We start from the raw sequence: 24,983 nt of genomic DNA, 5'->3' as shown, positions 1-24,983 counted from the left end.
GTGGTGTAAATATACACCAAAATGATTTATTTTGCAAAATCTATTTTTCCAGAGGCAGACATTTTAAAATCCACATTTTCTTTAGCTGCTTTAAAATTACTTAAACTTATTCTTAATTTTTGAGCTGGTCTTTCAAAATCTAACGAAGATTCTTTTTTTAAATCTTTATCAGCTCCTCCTTGAATATGATGCTTTAATTGGATTCTAGCATAATTACCTTCACTTTCAAATTGTGTTATTTTATAAAGCCTATTGCTTAATTCTTTTTTATTCAATTGTTTTAATTCCTCCCTGCTTTTTTCATAAAACAACACCATTTGGTTTACTTTAAGCACATAACTTAATGGCAATAATATTTCGGGGGATTTTCCTTTATTTTTAATCATATTATCTTCTACAGGCACTTCCATATTTTGATTACCTTGATTATGTTTTGCAGTATCAAAGGCTGATATGGTTTGATGTGCTATTATTTTTTTTCCTTTACTATTCTCTGCTTCATAAACTGCCATCGCAAAAATGTTCTCTAAAGTTGCATAGTAATATTCCTTATGCGGTTTTTTGCTTTTTTGAGAGGTATGACTTTGCTTTTTAATTTTTGGTAAATTGTTTAACCTTGTTTTAAGACGAATACGTTTAATAAGCATTGGTTTTTTATTACCCTCTTCAGGTAACACTATAAATCCTTCATCCGTACGAATATTTTTAAGCCCATGTTTATAAATACGTTCTTTTATGCCTTCGTCAACAATATTCTTAACATCTGATTCAGAAAATGAACTATCTACAGGTTTTCTAATAACAAACCATATTTCTTTTTCTTCTTTTTCGTTTTCTCGTTCAATGGCACCATAAAAAGTATCCTTATGCAACGAATTACGTATGCCTTGACCTTGCTCAAACAAGAATTCTTTTTTATAGACTATATCTTTATTTCTATTTTTTACAAATTCATAATTAATTGAGCTTCCGTTAATTTCAAGTTTAAAAAAATCTACTCCTTCTATTTTATTGACACATTCTTTTTGAGAGAGTTTCTTTCCTTTTTGAGGAATTAATTTGTCGTTTTTATCCTTTTGATAATAATATTTTTTTATAATCTTTTTACCTTTATCATCAAGAATATATTTACCTTCTTCATTTTTAGCAAAATCAACTTTTGGCTGAATCTTACCACGTTTTCTCAATTTTCGTTTAGTATGTTCTAAAAGTTTATCGGAATGTTTATGTACAACCAAAATATCTTCTTGTAAGTCCAGAACATCTTCGGTAAAATTATCCCAAGGTTTTTCGACTAAAAATTTTTCACGTTTATGTAATGTTTCAGCTTCTAGGAATGATGCGGCAAGTTTTTCCCTTATATCTTTAGTCATGCAGGTTAATACTATAGCATCAATGGCATGATGATAATGTAAATTTCTGTCTTTTTCTTTTAAGCCCCAAGATTTCCTAACATCTGAAACCATAGTTCCTTTTGCAGGAAATACATCTTTAAATAAAGTTTGTAGATATAATTTAGCATATTTGGTAATGACACCTGTATCTACCAACTGACTGTTTTTGAACCTAAAATGAATTTCCTCATCTGTAAAACGTCTGTGTTTATCTCTCCAATAATCCAACTGTAATCTTAAATAATGCCTTAATTGAATAGCCTTATTCTTATCATTGACCGTAGATGCTTTTGCCGAATAATAATTTTGAATATCAATCTTTTCTTTTAAAGCTTCTATGTTTTCTTTCCAATGCGCAATATTATGTAGTGCATTTTGCAAATAGTTTGCAGGTAATTCTTGTGGAATTTTACTGCCTTTTATTTGATTGAATTTCTTTTCAGACAATGTTTTGTTTGCCAACGAATTATCAAAAGATTTACTTCTTGGAAAAGTATGTTCAATATCAAATTTAGGATTAGAACCAAACAAATCGGCTATTCCAATAGTTTCATTAGTGTATAAACATTTTCCGTTTTGCTCTATCCATAGTCTATATTTTACAATATCAAGATCTGTAACATTACTTTTGGCTTTTTTTGCATGTGGCTCTAAAAGGGTTCTATATTTTTTATTTTCAGCTTCACGCTCTCTTTGATAGCGTTCTATCGCTAAACGTTTGTTCTTATCGTTTAGTTCTCTTGCAAGTTCTATAATTATTTTTGTGTCAGCATCAATTTTATCTTCTTCTAAAAGTGTATTTACAAGCTTCCTTAATTGATATAAAGTACGCATTGCCATTGGGTTGCGAACTGATGTTGTAAACGGACTTTCTAATTCGCCTGATAAACTGTCTTGATAAATATCAATAGCAGAAGGATGGTATAATTTACCTGCCTGTTCTTTTGTTACCTTATATTCACTTATCAAAAAGTCTTTAATTTTTTCGTCTAATCTGGCTTTGGGTAAATAATAACCTCCTGTTCTTCGTTTTTGTAATTGTTTTTGAAAAAGTGTTTCAATTTCTTTTTGAAATTTTTCTTTTTTCGCTTCGCTTAAAGCATTCCATTTTGATGTTCCGTAAAAGGAAATAATCTTTTCTTCTACATTTTTTTTATCAGTTTCATCTAAAACATAATCTAAATGCGCATTGTCATACTCCTTAATAAAATCGCCTACCAAACCATTAACGATATCAGCTATTAAATTATCTTCTTTATAACACGTAATTATATCAATTATAGTATTTTGAATAAACTCGTTATTTGATTTCCAGACATCTTTACCAACAATGGCTTCCACGTTACTAAAAAAAACAGCATGAGAGTAAATAATATGCTCTTTCAAAAATGGTAATATATTTTTAATTGCTTTTCTACTTAATGATGCATAGCCTTGTTTTAAGTTTATAGCTTCATAGGTTTCAATTTGTTCCTCAGTTACATTGTAACGCTCTCGAATAAAATCTTTTACTTTTTTTGATGTGATATCATTTACAAAATCGCCAGCAAAAAACAAGGTATGCCATAGTTCGTCAATGAGTTCATCCGTTAATTTATTGTTTGATAATTTATAACTGTTTTTAATTTTCGTTTTACAATCTTCCCAATCTTCGGCAGCTAATAGATTTATAAATTGGCTTAACGTTGGACTGCCAACTATTGGGTATTTGTCCTTATAATTGCATTCAAAATGTTCATTTCCTTTTTTTGCTTCTTTATTTATGGCTTTTGAAATATCAGCAAACTTAAAATTGGGTTTGCTTTTTCTGAAAAATAATCGTTTTACGATTTCAAAATAATGTGGGAATTCAGTTAAAAAATGAAACTGAGAATCATTGCCAAACGTATTCTTAATTTTGATTGAATTAAGAAATTGGTACATTCTAAACTCTTCATACAATGGATGACTTACTGCACATCTTGGTTTGGTTGGTTCTAAAGTACACTTACCAATTGTTCCTTTTTGGGATTTTAAGGGTCTTTGAAAAAAGATAGCATGAAACAATTTTTCAGTTAAGTCCTTATCAAGGTTTTGTTTTTTAACAATAACATCAAATTCTTCTATATAACTAATACGAGAAGAATTAACTTCTTGGTCATCGGCTTGGTATTTTGTTTTTCTCACTTCAATTCCAGCCTCTAATTGGCTATTTAAATAAGCTCCAAGAGTTTGGTCGCCTCTTTCTTCTTTTTCTTTAATATAAACCTCCATATCCTTTCCTGTATCGGCATCTTTTCTACCGCTTTTAAAACCTCTTCTTTCACAAATATGATACAAGGCTCTACCTAATTCATTATTTGACACAGTTCCTTCTGAAGCTTTTCTTCTTAATTCATAAGGGTTTAACTTTAACCATTCCCTGAATTCTTCGTCTTCGGTTGGATATTTATTTTCCTTGCCCTTTTTATATGTTCCCCAAACATTTAACTCGTTTATAGTTAGCGGACACATATTATTTTCTATTAAAATTTTAAGCGTATCTATTTTTCGCCATTTGCGCCTTCTATATAACTTTCTTGATGCCCTGTGTTTTGTACGTTCTGATGCTAATGAGAATTCTACACCCTTTTCTTCGCCCACACCTTGTGGAAATATTAATACTCCAGAATGTAATATTTGATTTTTATTACCTAAATTACTGTCTCTTATCGCCCAGCCAATACTATTGGTCCCCAAATCCAATCCTAATATTTTACTCATAACCTGTATTTATTTTATAGTCCTAAAACTACAAATAAATAGAATAAAACTTTACGGTTTCCATCATTGTAAATAAGAAATCTTTTTACTACATTTGAAACAGATTAAAATTTCTAATCTTTAATCTTATCACAATAAGGCTATATGCCGTAGATGAAAATCTTTAGTCCTGCTTCGGTGGGACTTTTTTTTATTTTTGAAGAATCAGAGGTTTTACAAACCTCCCTAAAACAAAAAAGCATCCCAATTTTCTTCACAGAAAAAAGGAAAGCTTTCCATTGGATTACCAAAATAAATTTGGCAAACTACATCCTAGACACCTCTAGGACAACACAACATCGTTATAATTACCAAAAAAAGCCCTAATTTCTCAGAGCTTTCTTTTGCAATTTTTAGCGGTCTGGACGGGACTCGAACCCGCGACCTTCGCCGTGACAGGGCGACATTCTAACCAACTGAACTACCAGACCGTTGCATTATTGCGGTGCAAATATACACGCCTTTTTTTATATCTCAAATCTTTTTTCTCTTTTTTACATAAAATTTTCATCAAGCAAACTTTTGGCGCTCTATCATGTAGGTAGTGAGGATGTTATTAAAATTTTTATTAATATCTGCCTCAACATATTTTATTTTGTATTGTGCACATTTTAAACGTAAGGCTTTAAAATATGCATCAACGGTTTTACTATAACTCTCTTTAATAGAATCTGCGTATAAGTTGATGTACTCGCCAGTTTCAACATCAATAAATCGCTTTGGTTTATTATCAAAATCAAAATTTAACTCTTTTGCTTTATCAAATACATGAAATAAAACCACCTCATGTTTGTTATATTTTAAATGCCTTAAAGCTTCAAACAACCTAACCTCATCTTCTGTAGTTTGAAACATATCTGTAAACAAGAAAATCATCGAACGTCTGTGAATCTTTTCGGCAATCTCATGTAAATATTTATACGTTTCAGTTTGTTTGTTTTGAGGTTTCGAAATTACAGCGTCACTTAAATGATTCAATAACATTTGATGATGGCGCTCGCTACCTTTCTCTGGCGCATAATAATCATAATTATCACTATAAATACTCAAACCTACAGCATCACGCTGTTTTTTTAAAATTTGCATTAAAGCCGCTGCTGCCAATACTGAAAACCCTATCTTATTAAGCCTGTCAATAGAAAACGAATCCAATTTAGGGTAGTGCATAGAGCTACTATTATCTAATATAATATGACAACGCAAGTTTGTTTCATCATCATAACGCTTTGTATAAAGCTTGTCTGTTTTAGCAAATAGTTTCCAGTCGATATGGCGTGTGCTCTCGCCTTGATTGTATATTTTATGTTCAGCAAATTCTGCCGAAAACCCATGAAACGGACTTTTGTGCATCCCAGCAATAAAACCTTCAACCACTTGTTTTGCAAGTAGCTCAAGATTTTTAAACCCTTCTGCTTTATTTAGTTCGCTTCGTAAATTCATAAGAGAATCCCCACCTAACCTCCCCATGGGGAAGGAATAACTCATGCGGCAGATCTTTATTTTAAAAAATTATTATCTATTATTTCAATCCCCAATTAAAAACAACATTGAGAATTCCCCCTTCTGGGGGTAAGGAGCTTTGCTATTGGGCCACTATATCTACAATGCCATAGGCCACAGATTCCTGAGCTCCCATCCAATGGTCGCGGTTAAAATCTTTCATGACTTTTTCAAAGGTTTGCCCACAATTATCAGCTAGTATTTGCGCACTTAACTCTTTAGTAATAATAATCTCTTTAGCCGTAATTTCAATATCACTGGCTTGCCCTCTAGCACCTCCACTTGGTTGATGAATCATGACACGTGCATGTGGTTGAATATAACGTTTCCCTTTTGTGCCAGCTGACAAAATAAGTGAACCCATAGATGCAGCAAAACCCGTGCAAATCGTAGACACATCGCTTTTTAAAGATTTCATAACATCATAAATAGCAAAACCAGAGGTGACATAACCGCCCGGGCTGTTTATATATAAATGGATGTCCTTAGTCTCCAATGCATCCAAATACATCAACCTATCAATAACATGTTTAGCCGATTTATCATCTACCTGCCCCCATAAAAACACTTTACGTTGTTCTATTAATTTGCTATCAATAACATCTTGAATTTTTACCTCTTTACTCATAATTCGTTTTAATTTTAGTGTGTTTAAATGCTATTAATTTTTAAATTAATAACAACCAGAACCGTTTCTCATGCTCATTAACAATCTTTAAAAAATACATATCGTAAATGTACTTTTTAAATTTATCAATTTTCGTTTTGTCTAAAATAAAAAAAGGTTCACCATTATGGCAAACCTTTTCAATATTCTTTTTATTTATCTTTTACAAAAGACCATCAATAGCATCTGTATAGGCATTTTTTGGAGCTACACCAACTTGACGTCCAACAACTTCTCCGTTCTGAAACACCAATACCGTAGGTATGTTACGCACGCCGTATTTAGCAGCAAACTCTTGGTTAGCATCAACATCAACCTTTCCTACAATAGCTTTACCATCATATTCCTCGCTAATTTGTTCTATAATAGGTCCTACCATTCTACATGGTCCACACCAAGCTGCCCAAAAATCAACCAAAACAGGTTTGTCACTTTTTAATACCGTTTCTTCAAAAGTTGCATCTGTTATCTCTAATGCCATAATATTTATATTTTAATATGTTCTTAATTCGTTTTAACAACACAAAATTAGTCAAAAAAAACGCGAAAGCTTACAAACCACCAATTTGTTTTACCTATGATGGCATTGCTTGGGTTTATTTCAACTTGGGCGCATCCCAAAGGGTCGGGCTTTACTCGTTGATTCTTATTTTATATTATTGAACTCATGAATATAAAAATTTCACTACTCGCTCCCTCCTGCGTTGGGGAGCTCAAACAAACTGTTCAATTCCTTGCGCAAAGTCGTTTCCAAAACAAAATCACAATTTAGCAACCATTAAGTCGCATATTAATCAACAAACGAATAAAATAATGAAGATGTAAAAAAAAAGTCGCATTTAATAAAGCCATAGTCCAAGTATGGAAAGCAAAAAGATTAATTTTATTCCAAGTGCTTTAGTGCTTCTAAATAAGCTCTACTTACATTAACCCGCAAATGCCTTTTATCCCTTTCGAGTACAAAAACAGAAATAGTAGCATTTAGCTCTGGATAATGGTTCACGACTGTTCCCCAATACCCATTATGCCCAAAGCCTTTTATGTCATTAAAATCAACAGGTGATATCCCTAAAAAATAACTCCACTCTTTAGGCTGTTTTGTATCAACTTCTGTAAATAAGAGTTCGAGAGTATTTGGCTTTTCAAAAACTTTATTATTAAAAACACTATACAAAAAGATAGCCAAATCTTTGGTTGTTGCAGCCAAACCTCCACCACCAAATAAATCAAAAGAATGATCTAGACTATAACTATGAACACCCTCTTCGGTTGAATATTGATACGCTAATGGTTTTATGTTTTTAGGATACTCCTCTAATGTTGAAAACCAAGTAGCGTCTAAATTAAGACCTTCAAAATTCAATAGCTCTCGTATGGCAGTATAAAAATCCTGCCCAGTTAAGGTTTCAATGATTTCCGATGACAAAAGATAATTTGTATCAGAATACGAAAACACATCTCCGGGAGCACCTAGTGGTTTTCCAGAAGACATGGCCAATTGAATTTGCTCATCGCGTGTCCATCTATAGTTTGGTTGGGTTTTAATGAACTCAAAAAAATCACCTGATCCTGCATAATCAAATATCCCGCTGGTATGCGTAAGCAAATGTTTAACAGAAATATCCTTTAGTTGATATCCATGTGATTCCAAAAGACGTTTAGACTTTGGTGAAATATAATTTTCAATGTTGCTATCTAATTCAATTTTATCTTGTTCAACAAGTCTTAATATTGCAACAGCAACATAAGTTTTCGTATTACTAGCGATTAAAACAGGCTGATCTTTTTCTAAAACGGATTTAGTTTGTTTGTTTGAAAATCCTACTGCACCATTCCATGATATATCTTTATCTGGAGCTTCAATATGAGCCATCAAACCAACACAATCTTCATTTTGATGGTATATAGAATCTAAAATCTTTTGAAAAATAATGTCGTTAGAAACAACTTTTCCATTTTGCTTTTTGGCTTTGCAACTTGTTAAACCAACAAGAATAAAACAAACAAATAAAGAGATTTTATATTGAAAATTCATAATACCCTATTTAATTCAACTTAAATTTAACATCCTGTGCCTCTAATTCACTAATAAGTTCCTGACTAACTCTCACCTTCTGCCTTCTACTAGACATGCTCAATTTCATCTTTTCTTTCATATCATAAACCAAGAAATTCAAAGCTTGATTTCCTGGATGCATATGTAGCAACTCTTTTAAAGCTGTTATTTTTTGCTCGTCTAAGTCCTTAATATCAACTTGTATGGATAGTTTTTTAGCATAATTCTCCATCACATCATGCAGTAATTGGAAACTATTAAACTGCAACCTTGGATCGCTTTTCTTTCCTGTGTCTTTATTTACCCAGCCTTCACGAATAAAAGATTTTACAAACACAAAACTATTTTTGAGTAAGAAGTGCCTAAATTTTAAGTACTCTTCTCCAAAAATTCTAAATTCATAACTATCTGTATAATCCTCAATCGTAAAAAGTGCCCAACCTTTACCTTGTTTACTTACACGATGTTGTACATCGGTAACCACACCACCAAATACCAATTCACGATTCACGTAAGGTTCTAAAGTATTAAACATACCAACCGTAGCATTACAAAAGGTTTTCATTTCTGTTTTAAAATCATCCAACGGATGCCCAGAAATATAAACGCCAACTACTTCGCGCTCTTTACTTAGCTTTTCCATGGTGCCCCACTCTTCACATGGCGGCACCTCGGGTTCAGCTATTTGCACATCACTAGCTTCTCCAAACAAACTTACCTGAGCAGAATTTTCGTTTTCTTGATGTTTATGTGCATACTTAATCGCTTTTTCTAAAAAGGTAATCCCATCGCCGTCATCATGAAAATATTGCGCTCTATGTGTATCGCCTAAACCATCAAAACCTCCAGCTAACGCTAGATTCTCAAAGGCTTTTTTATTGGCAGCTCGCAAATCAATGCGCTTTGCAAAATCAAAAATCGATTTATAAGGCCCATCTTTTTTTCTATGCTCAACAATCGTCATTACGGCACCATGACCGACACCTTTAATGGCACCCATACCAAAACGCACCGCATAATCTTTATTTACTGAAAACTTATAAAACGATTCGTTTATATCTGGACCAAGGACATCAAGTTTCATGCGTTTACATTCATCCATGAAGAAGGTCACCTGCTTAATATCGTTCATGTTATTAGACAATACTGCAGCCATATATTCCGCAGGATAATGCGCTTTAAGGTATGCCGTTTGGTAAGCAATCCAAGCATAACATGTGGAGTGTGATTTGTTGAATGCATAACTCGCAAAGGCTTCCCAATCTTTCCAAACTTTCTCTAAAATTTTAGCATCATGTCCGTTGGCACTAGCCTGCTCGATAAATTGCGGTTTCATTTTATCAAGCACCGCAATTTGCTTTTTACCCATCGCCTTACGCAACACATCGGCTTCACCTTTGGTAAATCCTGCTAAACTTTGAGACAATAACATCACTTGCTCTTGGTATACCGTAATCCCGTAAGTTTCTTTTAAGTACTCTTCCATGGCTGGTAAATCGTACTCAATATCTTCATCGCCATGTTTTCTTCTTACGAAACTTGGAATGTATTCCATTGGACCCGGACGATACAAAGCATTCATCGCAATTAAATCTTCAAACACCGTAGGTTTTAAATCGCGAAGGTGTTTTTGCATTCCGGGAGATTCATATTGAAAAACCCCAACGGTTTCCCCTCTTTGGAATAACTCATAGGTTTTTTCATCGTCAAGCGGAAATGTTTCAGGGTCTAGTAAAATATCATGCTTCGCTTTGACTATTTTTACAGTATCTTTAATTAAAGTCAGCGTTTTTAACCCTAAGAAATCCATTTTTAACAACCCAGCATCTTCCACCACCGAATTATCAAACTGGGTAACATACAAATCTGAATCTTTGGCTAAAGCTACGGGAACAAACTTCGTAATATCATCAGGTGTTATAATAACACCACAGGCATGAATTCCTGTATTTCTAACTGAACCTTCCAGCGTTCTAGCAAGATTTACGGTTTCAGCTTGCAAATCGTTACCATCAGCAATATTTAAAAGCTCATTGACTTTTTCTAAATCTTCAGCCCTAAATTTCTTTCCTAATTCTTTTTCATCTAAACCAAAAATCTTTCCAAGCTTAGACATGGTCGGAATCAATTTCGCAATTCTATCGGCATCAAATAATGGTAAATCTAAAACACGAGCGGTATCTCGAATGGACGATTTTGCAGCCATGGTGCCATAAGTAATAATCTGTGCGACTTGACTACTGCCATATTTATCAATAACATATTGCATAACGCGACCTCGGCCTTCGTCATCAAAATCAATATCAATATCGGGCATACTAACACGATCTGGATTTAAGAAACGCTCAAAAAGCAAATCGTATTTTAAGGGGTCTATATTGGTAATCCAAAGGCAATATGCCGCTACAGAACCCGCCGCAGAACCACGACCTGGACCTACCGAAACATCCATTTTTCTAGCTTCGCGAATAAAATCTTCAACAATCAAAAAATACCCAGGATACCCTGTATTTTCAATAACACTTAATTCAAAATCTAATCGTTCTTGGACTTCTTCTGAAAGTTCTTCTCCGTATCGTTTTTTGGCACCTTGAAAAACCAAATGTTTTAAATAGGCATTTTCTCCACGCTTACCACCATCGGTTAAATCATCTTCATGTTTAAACTCCTCAGGAATATCAAAAGCAGGTAATAGTACATCACGCGCTAATTGAAAGCCTTCAATCTTATCAACCACTTCTTGTACATTAGAAATCGCTTCAGGCACATCTTTAAAGAGCTCCTTCATCTCGTCAGGCGACTTGAAATAATACTCTTGATTTGGCAATCCGTAACGATATCCTCGCCCTCTTCCGATAGGCGTCGCTTGCTTTTCGCCGTCTTTTACACACAATAAAATATCGTGCGCATTAGCATCTTCTTGATTTTGATAGTAGGTGTTATTAGTAGCAACTAACTTAATATGGTGTTTATTTGCTAATTTTATTAATGTAGGATTTACGCGGTTTTCATCTTCTTGATTATGGCGCATGAGCTCCATATACAAATCATCACCAAATTCAGCTTTCCACCAAAGCAAAGCTTCTTCTGCTTGATTTTCGCCAACATTCAAGACTTTACTTGGTACTTCACCATATAAATTCCCTGTTAATACAATCAAATCTTCTTTGTATTCCTGAATCAATTTTTTATCAATTCTTGGCAGATAGTAAAACCCATCCACAAAAGCGTGTGAGGATAATTTTGCTAGATTATGATACCCGTTTTTGTTTTTAGCTAATAATACGATTTGATAACCATTATCTTTTCTGCTTTTATCTGCGTGGTCTTCACACACAAAAAATTCACAGCCTACAATGGGTTTTATCGGTTTTGCCTCAGTAGTTTCTCCCTTTTCTTTAGCCTCAGCAATTTTAGCTTTAACACTTTTATTATGTTTATTTACAGCATTCACAAAGTGAAACGCCCCCATCATATTCGCATGATCGGTAAGCGCCACTGCTGGCATATTATATTTGGCTGCCGCCGAAACAATATCAGCAACACCCATAGTAGATTGTAATACTGAAAATTGTGAATGATTATGCAAATGCACAAAATCTACATCGGATAATTCTGATATATTTTGCTTGATATCCTCAGATGAAATATCAGGTTCTTGAGCTTTTTTAAGACGCGCACTGATTTTAGCACTTTCCTTTTTAAGGTTGATGTGTTTTAAACCAATAAGTTGAATGGTATTGGGATTTTCTTTTTTAAAGTTCTCGAAATAATCTGGCTGAACATCTAGCTGCTCTTTGGTGTATTCTCCCAAACGTACCAATTCGAAAAAACAACGTGTGGTGGCCTCAACATCGGCAGTTGCATTATGCGCTTCAGAAAACGGCACATTAAATAAAAATTCGTGTAACTCTGTTAGCGTTGGTAACTTAAACTTACCATAACGCCCCCCAGGAATCTGACATAAACCGGCGGTATGCTCGGTACAAGTATCTAAAACGGGTAATTCTTGAAGTTGATTTTCAAGAGCAACTCTCACAAATTCGGCACCCATAATATTCAAATCGAACTTCACATTTTGCCCAATAACAAATTTCGTTTTCCCTAAAGCCTCATTAAATTTTTCTAAAACTTCAGCTAACGAAACACCTTGTTCTTGAGCCAGTTCCGTAGAAATACCGTGTATTTTTTCAGCATCATAAGGAATATTAAAACCCTCTGGTTTTACCAAATAATCTTGACTTTCAATACAATTACCCATATCATCATGTAATTGCCATGCAATTTGAATACACCTTGGCCAATTATCCGTATCAGTTATTGGTGCGTCCCATCGTTTTGGCAATCCGGTAGTTTCAGTATCGAAAATTAAGTACATTCTTGAAGTTTAGATGTTTGTTGTTAAATCATTTAGAAAACGAAAACCTAGCCTATAAAAATACATAGAATTTATACTTTTTTTAAACCAAGTTATAAACAGTTGTAAACAAAAAAAAGTGCTCCTGCTTGTTATAGCTGAAACACTTCTCTAATTCTCCCTAAGAATTAATTAATAGCATTGCAAAACTAATACTTTAAGAAAACCCTTGAAATACCTAATAATGGGTATTTTTAATCATTTTCAGGTAAAATAAAAAGCTTATTTTTGAATCCTAATTCTAATTTTTTTTATGAAATTTAAATTTATCGTCATAAGTTTTTTATTTGTATTTGCGTTCTCTTCTTGCAAGCAGCAAAACCTAACACTTTATGTTGGCACTTACACCAACGGAGACAGTGAAGGTATTTATCGATTTGATTTTAATACAGAAACAGGCAAACTTTCTAACAAACAATTAGCTGTCGCAGTGGAAAATCCTTCATTTATAACATTCTCTCCTAATAAAAAAAACCTATACGCTGTTGGTGAAGGGGAGGCAAGTGCTGTAACAGCATTCAAACTAAAAGAAGATGGCACTTTAGCATTTATAAATACTGAAAGTAGCAATGGAAAAGGACCATGCCATGTTGCTGTAAATGAATCTGGCAATAAAGCTGTTGTTTCTAATTATGGTGGTGGCACCATATCAATCTATTCAATTAATAAAAATGGAAGTTTAGAAAAAGCATCTCAAATTTTTAACCATAATGAAGAAGGCGAAAAACCAGCACGAGCGCATTCATCTCAATTTCATAAAGACGATTTATTTGTTTCTGATTTAGGCAGAAACAGATTTTATCATTATAAACTCCTGGACAACAACTATCAAATAGAGTCAGAATCCATAATTAATATTAAAGGCAATCCAGGACCAAGACACTTTGCCATATCCAAAGATGGTAACTTTATATACATTATAAACGAATATGGAGGTTCAATAACTTCAATTAAAAAAACAGATTTTGGCTTCGAACAAATTGATTTCGATTCTACTTTAGATGAAAATTACACAGGAAATAACAAATGTGCAGACATCCATTTGTCAAAAGATGAACGTTTTTTATATGGCTCTAATCGTGGTGAAAATACAATTGCAGTATTTAATAGAAACACTAAAACTGGAGAAATTGAAAGAATTCAAAACACATCTGTTCATGGCGACTGGCCAAGAAACTTCACAATAGACCCAACAGGGAAATTTCTTCTTGTAGCCAATAAAAAAAGCCAAAACATTGCTGTTTTTAGCATCGACAAAACTTCTGGCAAACTCACCTTTTTACATGACGTTAAAGCCCCAGAGCCTGTTTGTCTATTATTCTAAAAATCATCAAAAATAAACTCCTAGTAATTAAATATTTATAGTATCTTTGCGCCCTTATTAATAACAGAGGTCGAGAACCTCAAATAATTAATTATTATGCCAGTAAAAATTAGATTACAAAGACACGGTAAAAAAGGAAAACCTTATTACTGGATCGTAGCAGCTGATGCACGTTCAAAAAGAGATGGTAAATACTTAGAAAAATTAGGTGCTTACAATCCAAACACAAACCCAGCAACTGTTGAATTAAACGTTGATGGTGCTGTACAATGGTTACAGAATGGTGCACAACCAACTGATACCGCTAAGACATTATTGTCTTACAAAGGTGCTTTATTAAAAAATCATCTTGTAGGCGGTGTGAGAAAAGGTGCTTTAACTGAAGAGCAAGCAGAAGCTAAATTCTCTGCTTGGTTAGAAGAAAAAGAAGCTAAAATTCAAGCAAAAGCTGACGGTTTAACAAAAGATGAAGCTAAAGCGAAAGCTGATGCTTTAGCTGCTGAAAAAGCTGTTAACGAAGCAAGGATTGCTGCAGCAGCTCCTGTTGTTGAAGAAGTTGAAGAAGCCGCTGCTGAAGAAGCTCCTGCTGCTGAGGCTGAAGCTTCAAAAGAAGAAGAATAAAAAAATAATTTTTTATACTTTTAAACTCCGATAGAAATATCGGAGTTTTTTATGCAAAAAGGTTTCTTTTTGCATCATGCTGAATTTATTTCAGCATCTTATAAACGCATTATGTTAATGAGATCCTGAAACAAGTTCAGGATGACAAACAAAATATTTGTCATGAAAAAAGAAGATTGTTTTTACTTAGGTAAGATTGTTAAGAAGTATAGTTTTAAGGGTGAAGTTTTAGCAAAACTAGATACAGACCAACCTGAGCTTTATGAAAACCTCGACGCTATATTTTTAGAATTAAGAAATAATCTTGTGCCCTTTTTTATTGAAAGTTCTCAATTACACAAATCTGAATTACTTCGAATAAAATTTGAAGATGTAGATGTTGAAGCGGATGCGGATGCCATTATGAAAAGCGGCTTATATCTCCCTCTAGATTTGTTACCAAAACTTGATGGTAATAAGTTTTACTTTCATGAAGTTATAGGATTTAAAATTGAAGATAAAAACTTTGGTGAAGTTGGTTTTATTAAAGCGATAAATGATTCAACTGCGCAATCACTTTTTGAAATTGATAGAAACGGCATAGAAATTTTAATTCCTATGAATGATGAATTTATAGTAAAAGTAGATAGAGCTAATAAAACTATTTTAGTTGAAACTCCTGAAGGTTTGATTGATTTATATTTAGAAGAATAACCGTGTCTGCAAAGCCTTTTAAGTTCAAAGAATTTACAATTAACCAAGACCAATGTGCTATGAAAATTGGCACAGATGGTGTTTTGTTAGGCGCTTGGACTTCCATTGAAAAAACACCTTTTTCTGTTCTAGATATTGGTGCTGGCACAGGCATTCTTTCTTTAATGCTTGCGCAACGCAGTTATGCAGAACTTATTGATGCTATTGAAATTGATGATAATGCTTATGAACAATGTGTTGAAAATTTTGAACAATCACCTTGGGGTGATAGATTATTTTGTTATCATGCCTCTTTGGAAGCATTTGCAAGAGAAATAGAAGATGAATATGATTTAATAATTTGCAACCCCCCTTTTTATTCTGAAGATTACAAAACTAATAGTAATGAACGTGATTTAGCACGCTTTCAAGACGCGATGCCTTTTAAAAATATCATTGAATGTGTCTCAAAATTACTTTCTAAAGATGGAATATTTTCAGTTATTATACCTTATAAAGAAGAAATTAAATTTATGGAGTTAGCTTCAAAATTCAAGATTTTCCCAAATAGACTTTTACATATAAAAGGCAATCCAAATTCAGAAATTAAAAGAAGCCTATTAGAATTCTCTTTCCACGAAAGTGAAACAATCATTGAATCTTTAATTATTGAAACAGAAAGACACCAATATACCGAAGATTACATTAATTTGACGAAAGATTTCTATTTGAAAATGTAACTAAATCAATAAAGATTATTTAAATTTGAGGGATAAAAATGATTATTTGATAAAAAAATCGTCGTTTTATTAATTATTATCCTTTAAACTACTATTAAATTCAGTCTTTATGCGACCAGATTTATTTGAAGCACCAGATTATTATAACCTTGATGAGCTTTTAACCGAAGAGCACAAATTAGTTCGAGATGCAGCAAGGGACTGGGTAAAACGTGATGTCTCACCTATTATCGAGGAGTATGCTCAAAAGGCAGAATTTCCAAAACAAATTATTGGCGGTTTAGCTGAAATTGGTGCTTTTGGCCCCTATATCCCTATGGAATATGGTGGCGCAGGTTTAGACCAAATTAGTTATGGCTTAATCATGCAAGAAATTGAACGCGGCGATTCTGGCGTTCGTTCAACAGCCTCGGTACAATCATCGTTAGTCATGTATCCTATCTGGAAATATGGTAATGAAGCCCAACGGAAAAAATATTTACCTAAATTAGCAAGTGGCGAATGGATGGGATCTTTTGGTTTAACAGAACCTGACCATGGCAGTAACCCTGGAGGAATGACGACAAATTTTAAAGATATGGGCGACTATTATCTTTTAAATGGTGCAAAAATGTGGATTTCTAATGCTCCTTTTTGTCAAGTTGCCGTAGTTTGGGCGAAAGATGAAAGTGGACGAATTCATGGCCTTATTGTAGAACGTGGTATGGAAGGATTTTCAACACCAGAAACGCATAATAAATGGTCGTTACGTGCTTCAGCTACTGGCGAACTTATTTTTGACAATGTTAAAGTGCCAAAGGAAAATTTACTACCTAACAAATCTGGTTTAGGTGCACCACTTGGCTGCTTAGATTCTGCGCGTTATGGCATAGCTTGGGGAGCAATTGGCGCTGCTATGGATTGTTATGATACAGCATTACGCTATAGTAAAGAGCGGATGCAATTTGGAAAACCCATTGGCCAATTTCAATTACAACAAAAAAAACTCGCCGAAATGATTACCGAAATCACAAAAGCACAACTTCTAGCCTGGAGACTGGGTGTTATGCGCGAAAATGGTACTGCAACTTCTGCACAAATATCTATGGCAAAACGTAATAATGTGGATATGGCCATTAATATTGCTCGAGAAGCTAGACAAATACTAGGTGGTATGGGTATTAGTGGCGAATATAGTATTATGAGGCATTCCATGAACTTAGAAAGTGTCATTACTTATGAAGGCACACACGACATCCATCTACTTATTACTGGCTTAGACATAACGGGTTTGAATGCTTTTAAATAGCCACTTAATAAAGCGCTTTTCCTCAATCGTTATCGTAAAAAAATATTGGCAACATGACATTTGACAGGTTTTTTAAATATTCCTGTTGCTATTTTTGTATCAAATATTCATTAGGTAAACGAGCAAATAATAAAAGTTAGAGAAACATGGTAGAATCAAGAAAAGACATCATCCAATTTATCAATTTGCAATTAGCAGCAATTGGACAACCTATTTTTAAAGACAAAGTGGATAGCAAAGAAACATTTTGCGACCCTGAATTTGAAAAAACAACGCGACCATTAATAATGAGTCTTAGAGAAAAATCTAGACTTTTAGCAAACCACCTATCCCCTGCAGACACAAGAATCCAAAATTTTATAGATAGATATTTAAAAGATGTATCGGTAGATAAATCTTATCAATTGTCAAATAATACGTTAATATTATCTAAAAAGGGACAAGCAAGAGAAGCTAGTTTACCACCTGATGGTAATTCCTTTGAAAGTGATTTAGTCAATTCTAAAAGACTAAAACAAGGGATCTTAAACAACCCTTTACACGACAAAAGAACAACGAAAGGAACTTTCCATATTGTTGAAGGCCCACTACCTGTACCCTTAGATAAAAAAGAAGTCCCAAGAGTCGTATTAGCACACTTTTTAAATGCCGCTTTTAATCCTTCGGATGAATTAAATACGCTACCGTTTACTTCTAATCAAGAAGAGAAAGCTAGAACCATGGTTTCAATGCTGTTAAGACCAACAGTATGCCCAGAAGTGAAAGGTGTTATTTCAAAAAAATCGTTAGAAGTTCGCTTCTTTGCCCCTGGTACTTTGGTAAGTAATTTAGATTTTGTTGAAAATATTTTTGGTAATGCTGGCAACCCTAATTTAGCACATAATGATGCGGCATTAGACCCAGAACACTGGACAGGTCATACAGGCTGTATCATTCTTGCACCACAATTATTAAAACTTAAAAAGAAAGATGTAGGCTTACCGCATTGTGATGACGCTACTGATCGTCAGAAAAAAGACGGTATGTGCTGGAAGGGTGAAAACGAACTTTATAATGACGGCGGCGCTTTTAAAATTACTTGTAGAGACGAAAGTGGTGTAGTAGTAACATTAATTGCCGATAACTATTATGGATATTCAAAAAAAGAAATAAAAACTCAAATTAGTTATTCAGCAAACCTTTTTGGCTTAGTTGAAGAAGAACATGCTGGTGGTGCGATTGCTTATGCAAGGCGTGTTATGGGTGATACAGTAAACTGCAACGATTATAAAGAATATTACGGACTAGATCATACTTTTGAAAATGTTAAAACCTTATTGGCAGACAGAATTGAAATTAAACCTGAAAATTATGCTGTAGATAAAACTTACCCTAATATCGTTTATATTCCTGAATCGTCTTATTTTAATACGAATACGAATAGTATCACATGGAACTACAAAGGCAAAGAACAAAAATTAAAATTATCGCCTTTTAAAACCTACATGCATCCATCTGGTAATAAACTAAGGTTAGAAAAACATAAATCTATCAATTTATGGCGCATTATAGAAACGTATCCAGAAGGTGTATTTTGCCATAAACCTTGTACGGTTTCAGGAGGAGGCAAATCAGAGATTTCTAAATCTATGCAGAATGCTATTACGTATAGCAGATTTAACATTCATAATATTGAAGAAGATTTTAAGAAAGCTGATGAGGTTATTGAGTTTAATTACTCAACCCGATGGAAAGATAAAGATACTAAAAGGCCTTTATCAAGATCATTGCTTAGTGAAAAAAGGACATTAGGTTCTGTTGTAAAACTATTAACACCTTCAGACGAAAACTCGGATGAATTTAATGCATGGCTAGAAAATATTCCGGTACACATACGCTCGTTAGTATTATTCGTTAAGCGTATGTTTAGACAAGCACATGGCGCTAACCTTAATTGGAAAGACTTGATGTCTGTAGAGATCATAAACGGCGTTAAAGGCACATCATTGATATACAATAATACCCCAGTAGTTGGTAGTTATGTTAGAATTGGGTTTAATCAAGAAGGCAACTGGATGTTAAATAAATTGCGTTCAGATTTTTCTGCATGTGAAAAAATCCAAACTGAAGATGATATTACGGCGTCTATTACACTTCCTAGAAATAATTTCAAAGATTTAAACGCAGAGTATCCTAATCAAAGCGTGAAAGTTTTAACAAACTGTGAAGCTCATTTATTCCAAAGACCAGATGAAGCTATTGTAAGAGGTTACGATAAAGGCGCAGAATTAGATATTATTTCAGACGGTAGATTCTTGACTAATTATGAAATGTTATCCAAAAAAGACGCCATTGAAATCTATGAAGACACTATTAATTATGACAAGTACACACAGCCTGTTCAAGATTTTATAAAGGAGATAATAAATAGTAATGATGAAGACATCCAGTTTGTTCTGCCATCTCACCCGAGAATTATTGAAGATGGTTTACCAACTAAAAACCCGCGTTATTTAGAACCAAATATTGTTTATAATGAAACGGAAGCTACTTATATTTCTGATATGGGAGTGCGTTTAAAAAGAAAGATAAAACTTGACGACCCAGTAATTCATGTTGTAAATGCCGTTTTACCAGGTAGACGCAATAACCCAGCAGACAGAGAAGCTGGAATTAGACCATTAGCGGTATACAGTCCAATCCATTATCAAGAAACGCCTGAATTGTTTATGGACTTTATTTGTAGTTTAACAGGGAAATCACCATCCACTACAGGTGCAGGATCAGAAGGCGCATTAACAAAAGCTCCGTTTAATATGTTGACTCCAACAACAGATTTAAACAACGCTTTATTATCACATATACTAACAGAATCTAACGGATTTAGTACGGCTGCAGGCTATGTAGGTGCTGAAAACAAAATAGACCATGATGTGAGTTTATTAATTCCCGAGATTTGGGCTAGAATGGCACCTAAAGATAGAGACCCTAAACATTTGATTGAAATCGGATCTCTAGAAAAACTTGAAGATTTCGAACATAAGGGTGAGAAAGTATTAGCCAGCCGTTTAGGTTATAGAATAACAAAAACATTCTCGTTATGGTGTTTAAACAGATTGTTTGATGAGCCTACCGCTGTATTTAATGAGCGTATGCTAAAACCCGAGTTACAAAATTTAGAAGATTATGTTGATGGTATCAATAATATAGTTGAAGCACAGCAAAAAGTAGCGGTAAACTATTTTGAAGATGGCAGTATCGAAGCTGCTATTCCACCATTAAAAATTCTATTGAATATTATGGCCTATGGAAATTATGAAGGTAAAGACATTAGCGACCCAGAATTGCGGAAATATTTTGAAAGAAGCTATGTAATAAATTCCGATTGGTACCAAGAACGATTAGCATTAAAACAGCAAAAGGATATTACATATTATTGTTCTCAAATTGACTATTTAGAAGCATTTATGAAAAATCCGTACAATGATATTTTAGTAGACGATATGAATATAAAAGCACGTTTAGATACGACTAAAAAATTATACAACGATGTTAAATCTCCAGATTATTTAAAACGATTAGTTGGCACCATAGGTGTTGATCCATTGTTTAAAAAATAGATTACTAATTAGACACAAGAAAAAGCTCCTATTACGGGAGCTTTTTTCGTTTTTTATAGTTTTTACGCTCAAAATTGTATCTTTAAAAGAAAAAAAATGAAAATGAAATGGACCGCACTATATTTTAGTTTGAGTGTTCTTTTCTTTTTTGGGTGTTCAGAAAACCCTGAAATTGATATTCAAAATGAAGACATTGAAATTTTAGATGATACCAAACAAAATGAGGAAGAAGAAACAGATAGTGAAACCTCAAATGGAAATACAATTAAAATCCTCTCTTTAGGGGATAGTTATACCATTGGGGAAAGCGTTTGTGAAACCTGCCGATTCCCTGAACAACTAAAGGATAGTTTATTACTAAAAGTAACAACTGCTTCCAGTATTCAACTTAAAATTATTGCTCAAACGGGATGGACTACCTCTAGGCTAATTAATGCTATAGCTACAGATAATCCGACTAGTGATTATGATTTAGTAACACTTTTAATAGGTGTGAATAACGAATATCAAAACAGGCCTTTTTCGGTTTATGAAACCGAGTTCCCTCAATTAGTTAATAAAGCTATAGAAAAAGGGAACGGAGATAAAAGTCATGTTATTATAGTTTCAATACCTGATTATGCGTTTACTCCTTTTGGCAGAGGCAATACAAATACCTCAACAAGGCTAGACATGTACAATAACTTTGCTAAAACATACTGCATAAACAATAACATTAGTTATGTTAATATAACGGATATCACTAGAGAAGGGTTAATCAAACCTGAGCTTGTTGCCTCAGACGGATTGCACCCTTCTGCTATAGCATATTCAAAATTTGTGGAACGCATATTACCCGTTGCTCTAGAAAAACTTTAAGGTTTTATTGAAAATTGAAAAAGCGTTTCTAGTTAAAACGGTTTTTGTTTACATTTACTTATGTTTTCATGTGTTTAATATTGTTTTTTTCTAGAGTCACATGTAACATTCATTAAATCATTTTCCTAATATTACAAATTTAGTTATGAATGTTTCATCCAAGAAAAGATTAGATAACGCTTATAAAAATGCCAAAATCATTGAATTTGATGATGACAGCAAATTCATTTTATTTAGTGACTGCCATAGAGGCGATAACAGTTTTGCTGATGATTTTGCCAACAACCGAAACATATACTTCCATGCACTAAAACACTATTACAATGAAGGCTTTCAATATTGTGAATTAGGCGATGGTGATGAGTTATGGGAAAACTTATCATTTGAATCTATTTTGAATGCTCATAAAAATGTGTATATGCTTATGAAGCTTTTTCATAAGGACAATCGTTTACACATGATTTGGGGAAACCATGATATGGTTTACAGAAATCCAGATTATGTAAAGAAGCACTTATCAACATATTTTGACCCTAAAATTGGTGAAGAAGTTGAGCTTTTTGGCGATATAAAATACCAAGAAGGCATTGTTTTAAAACACTACATGACTGGGCAAGAGCTATTTTTAACACACGGGCATCAGGCAGATTGGTGGAATTTTTTGTTTTGGAAATGGAGCCGACTTATGGTTCGTTTGCTTTGGAAACCCTTAAACGTTATGGGAATTGCAGACCCTACAAGTCCGGCAAAAAACTACAAAGAACTTATAAAAGTGGAGCGCAGAACTAAAAAATGGATTAGCGAAAATAATAATGTAATGACTATTGCAGGGCATACCCACCGACCGCGTTTCCCTGAACCAGGAGATATTGCTTTTTTTAATGATGGTAGCTGTGTACATCCTAGGAGTATTACTGGTATTGAGATTGAAAATGGAGAGATTTCTCTAATTAAATGGCAGATAGCAACAAAGGATAATGGTACCCTTCAAATTGTTAGGGTTTTATTAGAAGGTCCTGTGAAGTTGAAAGATTATAAGACTGAATAACCTAAATGATTCAAAAAAGATACGAAGGCTTTTTAAATACGCCGTGTTTATGGAAAAACAATACTGTTTTTAATCTTCAGCAATTTGAAATTAGCTCTAGATTAGATAAAATAGAGTTGTTTTTAGATGAAAAACTAAGGCTAGGAAAGTATGTAGAGCAGCTGGTTGCATTTGAAATTGCTCAGCAAAGAGGTATTACTCCTATAGCTGAAAATATTCAAATTCAAGAAGGAAAACGAACTTTAGGGGAATTGGATTGTTTATTACTAAGGAACAATAAACCCATTCATCTAGAAATTATCTATAAATTTTATTTGTTTGATGCCACTGTAGGGACAACTGAAATAGAACATTTTATTGGTCCGAATAGAAAAGATTCTTTAATAGAAAAGCTTACTAAATTAAAAGAAAAACAACTACCACTCCTCTACTCTGATACTTGTAAATCCTATTTAACTAATCTGGGTTTAAATCCAAAAGATATTTCTCAGCAAGTGTATTTTAAGGCACAACTATTTGTTCCGTTTTCTATTGAAACTATTGCGTTAAAAACTTTGAATCCGGAATGTATTACTGGATTTTATATTAACCAAACGGAACTGCATCAATTTGAAGATTGTAAATTTTACATGCCGTGTAAAAAAGATTGGTTGTTGGTCCCTCACACGAATGTAAACTGGCTAAACTTCAATGCTTTTAAAACGACAACAAAGGATTATTTTGAGCAGAAATTTTCTGCTTTATGCTGGGTGAAATTTAAAAGTGGCCAATTGAAAAAAATGTTTTTGGTTTGGTGGTAATTACTCCCTTTATATAAAGAAACGCTTTTAGCAAGTACACCCGCGTTAGGGATTGCAGTGGATAGCCCACAGCTTTTGCGCCTTAGCGCAGAAGCGAGGACTTGTAACGTAAAGCCCGACACCGACCTTAGGAGGTGTAACGCACAAAGAAAAGAAATTTAACTTTTTGAGATTTTATTTATAAGAATCCTGCCGAAGTTTGTATTGAGCAGAGCCGAAAGGCAGGAACACTAACTTTCTGGTGCTAGCTGAACCTCAAGCCCTTCCATTTCTGGATTAATTTGAATTTGGCAACCTAAACGGCTATTATCTTTTACGTCGAAAGCTTCAGATAGCATTGCTTCTTCATCATCACTCATTTCTGGCAATTCGGTTTGACTTAAAACATAGCATTGGCAAGAAGCACACATAGCCATACCACCGCAAACACCTATGGTGCCCTCAGGTGCAAGCTCATAAGACCTTACTACCTCCATTAAGTTCATAGCCATATCTGTTGGTGCTGCTAAAGTGTGTGCAATACCTTCTCTATCTGTTATTTTAATTGTAATATCTGACATTTAAAAAAAATTAAGGGGCAAAAATAAGTAAATTCGTTTTAAAAACCTACTAATCCTACTAATTTAATAGGTTAATTAGTTTTATAGCATTTACAAGGCTTGCCCTACTATTATTATATATAATATAATAGATACTTCAATAATCGTGCCTTTTAAACCTGACATATATCATAGAAATACGCGTGCAAATGTACTAATTTCAGCATTGAATTTATAGAAAAGGCATTTATGAGTTCGGAAGTTTCAAATAACAATGTATTTACACATTCCGGTATTATATCTAAAATAACCGGCAACTCTGTTATTGTTTCTTTAGAACAAAATATCCATTGTGACTCTTGTCGTGCAAAAGCCGCTTGTGGTATTTCAGAATCTACAACCAAAGACGTTGAAATAATGAATTCTGATACTTCGTTTAAAATTAACGAACAGGTAAATGTGGTTCTAAAAAGGTCTTTAGGTTTTAAAGCGGTGTTTTGGGCTTATATTTTTCCTTTTATATTAATGTTTTTTACATTAATAATAACATCTGGTTTTTTAAAAGAATGGCTATCTGGAACGTTGTCTCTTTTAATCTTATTGCCTTATTACCTATTGCTCTATTATTTTAAAAGCACTCTTAAAAGCGCCTTTAATATGTCCGTTTTAAAAATTTAAT

General features: G+C 33.6%; 17 protein-coding genes and 1 tRNA gene. 10 read left to right on the top strand and 8 right to left on the bottom strand.

From position 1 onward, the window contains the following. Positions 1 to 26: 26 nt before the first annotated feature. The 7 genes from cas9 to dnaE all read right to left on the bottom strand — a co-directional run bounded on the left by cas9 (position 27) and on the right by dnaE (position 12,776). The gene (cas9, locus tag P8K68_RS05605; RefSeq protein WP_300248701.1) at positions 27 to 4,136 is read right to left on the bottom strand and encodes a type II CRISPR RNA-guided endonuclease Cas9; all 4,110 of its coding nucleotides are present in this window, start codon (positions 4,134 to 4,136) and stop codon (positions 27 to 29) included. A gap of 396 nt (positions 4,137 to 4,532) precedes the next feature. Continuing rightward, positions 4,533 to 4,606: transfer RNA gene (locus P8K68_RS05600), tRNA-Asp, on the bottom strand. Between the two features lie 79 nt (positions 4,607 to 4,685). Continuing rightward, complete coding sequence (locus tag P8K68_RS05595) at positions 4,686 to 5,615, bottom strand: DUF58 domain-containing protein (RefSeq protein WP_300248751.1); 930 nt, start codon at positions 5,613 to 5,615, stop codon at positions 4,686 to 4,688. A 142-nt stretch (positions 5,616 to 5,757) separates the two neighbouring features. Next, positions 5,758 to 6,303, bottom strand: a complete 546-nt coding sequence (locus P8K68_RS05590) for an ATP-dependent Clp protease proteolytic subunit (RefSeq protein ID WP_300248699.1) — start codon at positions 6,301 to 6,303, stop codon at positions 5,758 to 5,760. A gap of 202 nt (positions 6,304 to 6,505) precedes the next feature. Continuing rightward, positions 6,506 to 6,823: a thioredoxin gene (gene trxA, locus P8K68_RS05585; protein WP_300248697.1), complete on the bottom strand. Its 318-nt coding sequence runs from the start codon at positions 6,821 to 6,823 to the stop codon at positions 6,506 to 6,508. 402 nt (positions 6,824 to 7,225) lie between these two features. Beyond that, positions 7,226 to 8,377 (bottom strand): serine hydrolase domain-containing protein, encoded by a 1,152-nt coding sequence (locus tag P8K68_RS05580; RefSeq protein WP_300248695.1) that lies wholly within the window; start codon positions 8,375 to 8,377, stop codon positions 7,226 to 7,228. A gap of 10 nt (positions 8,378 to 8,387) precedes the next feature. After that, positions 8,388 to 12,776, bottom strand: a complete 4,389-nt coding sequence (gene dnaE / locus P8K68_RS05575) for a DNA polymerase III subunit alpha (RefSeq protein WP_300248693.1) — start codon at positions 12,774 to 12,776, stop codon at positions 8,388 to 8,390. A gap of 292 nt (positions 12,777 to 13,068) precedes the next feature. On the opposite strand from dnaE, the gene P8K68_RS05570 reads away from it, so the two are divergent. The 9 genes from P8K68_RS05570 (at position 13,069) to P8K68_RS05530 (ending at position 23,765) form a co-directional block, all read left to right on the top strand. Next, complete coding sequence (locus P8K68_RS05570) at positions 13,069 to 14,139, top strand: lactonase family protein (protein ID WP_300248692.1); 1,071 nt, start codon at positions 13,069 to 13,071, stop codon at positions 14,137 to 14,139. Between the two features lie 96 nt (positions 14,140 to 14,235). Then, complete coding sequence (locus P8K68_RS05565; protein ID WP_300248691.1) at positions 14,236 to 14,760, top strand: 30S ribosomal protein S16; 525 nt, start codon at positions 14,236 to 14,238, stop codon at positions 14,758 to 14,760. 162 nt (positions 14,761 to 14,922) lie between these two features. Next, positions 14,923 to 15,453 carry a ribosome maturation factor RimM gene (gene rimM / locus P8K68_RS05560; protein WP_300248689.1) on the top strand — a complete coding sequence of 177 codons (531 nt, stop codon included), beginning with the start codon at positions 14,923 to 14,925 and terminating at the stop codon, positions 15,451 to 15,453. Between the two features lie 59 nt (positions 15,454 to 15,512). After that, positions 15,513 to 16,172 (top strand): methyltransferase, encoded by a 660-nt coding sequence (locus tag P8K68_RS05555; RefSeq protein WP_300248687.1) that lies wholly within the window; start codon positions 15,513 to 15,515, stop codon positions 16,170 to 16,172. Positions 16,173 to 16,281: 109 nt separating this feature from the next. Beyond that, positions 16,282 to 17,460, top strand: coding sequence for an acyl-CoA dehydrogenase family protein (locus tag P8K68_RS05550; RefSeq protein WP_300248686.1), 1,179 nt, complete (start codon positions 16,282 to 16,284; stop codon positions 17,458 to 17,460). 146 nt (positions 17,461 to 17,606) lie between these two features. Then, positions 17,607 to 21,059 (top strand): hypothetical protein, encoded by a 3,453-nt coding sequence (locus P8K68_RS05545; RefSeq protein WP_300248685.1) that lies wholly within the window; start codon positions 17,607 to 17,609, stop codon positions 21,057 to 21,059. Between the two features lie 102 nt (positions 21,060 to 21,161). Next, a complete protein-coding gene (locus P8K68_RS05540; protein WP_366143731.1) occupies positions 21,162 to 21,917 on the top strand; it encodes an SGNH/GDSL hydrolase family protein in 756 nt (251 codons plus the stop codon). Positions 21,918 to 22,062: 145 nt separating this feature from the next. Then, positions 22,063 to 22,965, top strand: a complete 903-nt coding sequence (locus P8K68_RS05535; protein ID WP_300248683.1) for a metallophosphoesterase family protein — start codon at positions 22,063 to 22,065, stop codon at positions 22,963 to 22,965. Between the two features lie 5 nt (positions 22,966 to 22,970). Then, entirely contained in the window at positions 22,971 to 23,765 is a 795-nt protein-coding gene (locus tag P8K68_RS05530; protein WP_300248682.1) for a DUF1853 family protein, read from the top strand. A 230-nt stretch (positions 23,766 to 23,995) separates the two neighbouring features. Here P8K68_RS05530 and P8K68_RS05525 read toward each other — a convergent pair whose 3' ends face one another. After that, on the bottom strand, positions 23,996 to 24,325 hold the full coding sequence (locus P8K68_RS05525; protein WP_300248681.1) for a 2Fe-2S iron-sulfur cluster-binding protein: 330 nt from the start codon (positions 24,323 to 24,325) through the stop codon (positions 23,996 to 23,998). Between the two features lie 228 nt (positions 24,326 to 24,553). Here P8K68_RS05525 and P8K68_RS05520 point away from each other — a divergent pair, with 228 nt between their 5' ends. Next, positions 24,554 to 24,982, top strand: a complete 429-nt coding sequence (locus tag P8K68_RS05520) for a SoxR reducing system RseC family protein (protein ID WP_300248680.1) — start codon at positions 24,554 to 24,556, stop codon at positions 24,980 to 24,982. Position 24,983: the final 1 nt, after the last annotated feature.

It is taken from the genome of Algibacter sp., assembly GCF_029245835.1.
GTDB lineage: Bacteria > Bacteroidota > Bacteroidia > Flavobacteriales > Flavobacteriaceae > Algibacter_B.
The sequence above is the reverse complement of the archived record's forward strand: the minus strand, read 5'-3'. Positions and strand labels throughout refer to the sequence as shown.

Bases quoted from the DNA above. Each gene is read 5' to 3' on its own strand.
- P8K68_RS05555 (WP_300248687.1), top strand. From the start codon at position 15,513: ATGAAAATTGGCACAGATGGTGTTTTGTTAGGCGCTTGGACTTCCATT.
- P8K68_RS05590 (WP_300248699.1), bottom strand. From the start codon at position 6,303: ATGAGTAAAGAGGTAAAAATTCAAGATGTTATTGATAGCAAATTAATA.
- P8K68_RS05530 (WP_300248682.1), top strand. From the start codon at position 22,971: ATGATTCAAAAAAGATACGAAGGCTTTTTAAATACGCCGTGTTTATGG.
- P8K68_RS05570 (WP_300248692.1), top strand. From the start codon at position 13,069: ATGAAATTTAAATTTATCGTCATAAGTTTTTTATTTGTATTTGCGTTC.
- P8K68_RS05580 (WP_300248695.1), bottom strand. From the start codon at position 8,377: ATGAATTTTCAATATAAAATCTCTTTATTTGTTTGTTTTATTCTTGTT.
- cas9 (WP_300248701.1), bottom strand. From the start codon at position 4,136: ATGAGTAAAATATTAGGATTGGATTTGGGGACCAATAGTATTGGCTGG.
- P8K68_RS05520 (WP_300248680.1), top strand. From the start codon at position 24,554: ATGAGTTCGGAAGTTTCAAATAACAATGTATTTACACATTCCGGTATT.
- P8K68_RS05545 (WP_300248685.1), top strand. From the start codon at position 17,607: ATGGTAGAATCAAGAAAAGACATCATCCAATTTATCAATTTGCAATTA.
- dnaE (WP_300248693.1), bottom strand. From the start codon at position 12,776: ATGTACTTAATTTTCGATACTGAAACTACCGGATTGCCAAAACGATGG.
- trxA (WP_300248697.1), bottom strand. From the start codon at position 6,823: ATGGCATTAGAGATAACAGATGCAACTTTTGAAGAAACGGTATTAAAA.
- P8K68_RS05540 (WP_366143731.1), top strand. From the start codon at position 21,162: ATGAAATGGACCGCACTATATTTTAGTTTGAGTGTTCTTTTCTTTTTT.
- P8K68_RS05550 (WP_300248686.1), top strand. From the start codon at position 16,282: ATGCGACCAGATTTATTTGAAGCACCAGATTATTATAACCTTGATGAG.
- P8K68_RS05595 (WP_300248751.1), bottom strand. From the start codon at position 5,615: ATGAATTTACGAAGCGAACTAAATAAAGCAGAAGGGTTTAAAAATCTT.
- rimM (WP_300248689.1), top strand. From the start codon at position 14,923: ATGAAAAAAGAAGATTGTTTTTACTTAGGTAAGATTGTTAAGAAGTAT.
- P8K68_RS05525 (WP_300248681.1), bottom strand. From the start codon at position 24,325: ATGTCAGATATTACAATTAAAATAACAGATAGAGAAGGTATTGCACAC.
- P8K68_RS05535 (WP_300248683.1), top strand. From the start codon at position 22,063: ATGAATGTTTCATCCAAGAAAAGATTAGATAACGCTTATAAAAATGCC.
- P8K68_RS05565 (WP_300248691.1), top strand. From the start codon at position 14,236: ATGCCAGTAAAAATTAGATTACAAAGACACGGTAAAAAAGGAAAACCT.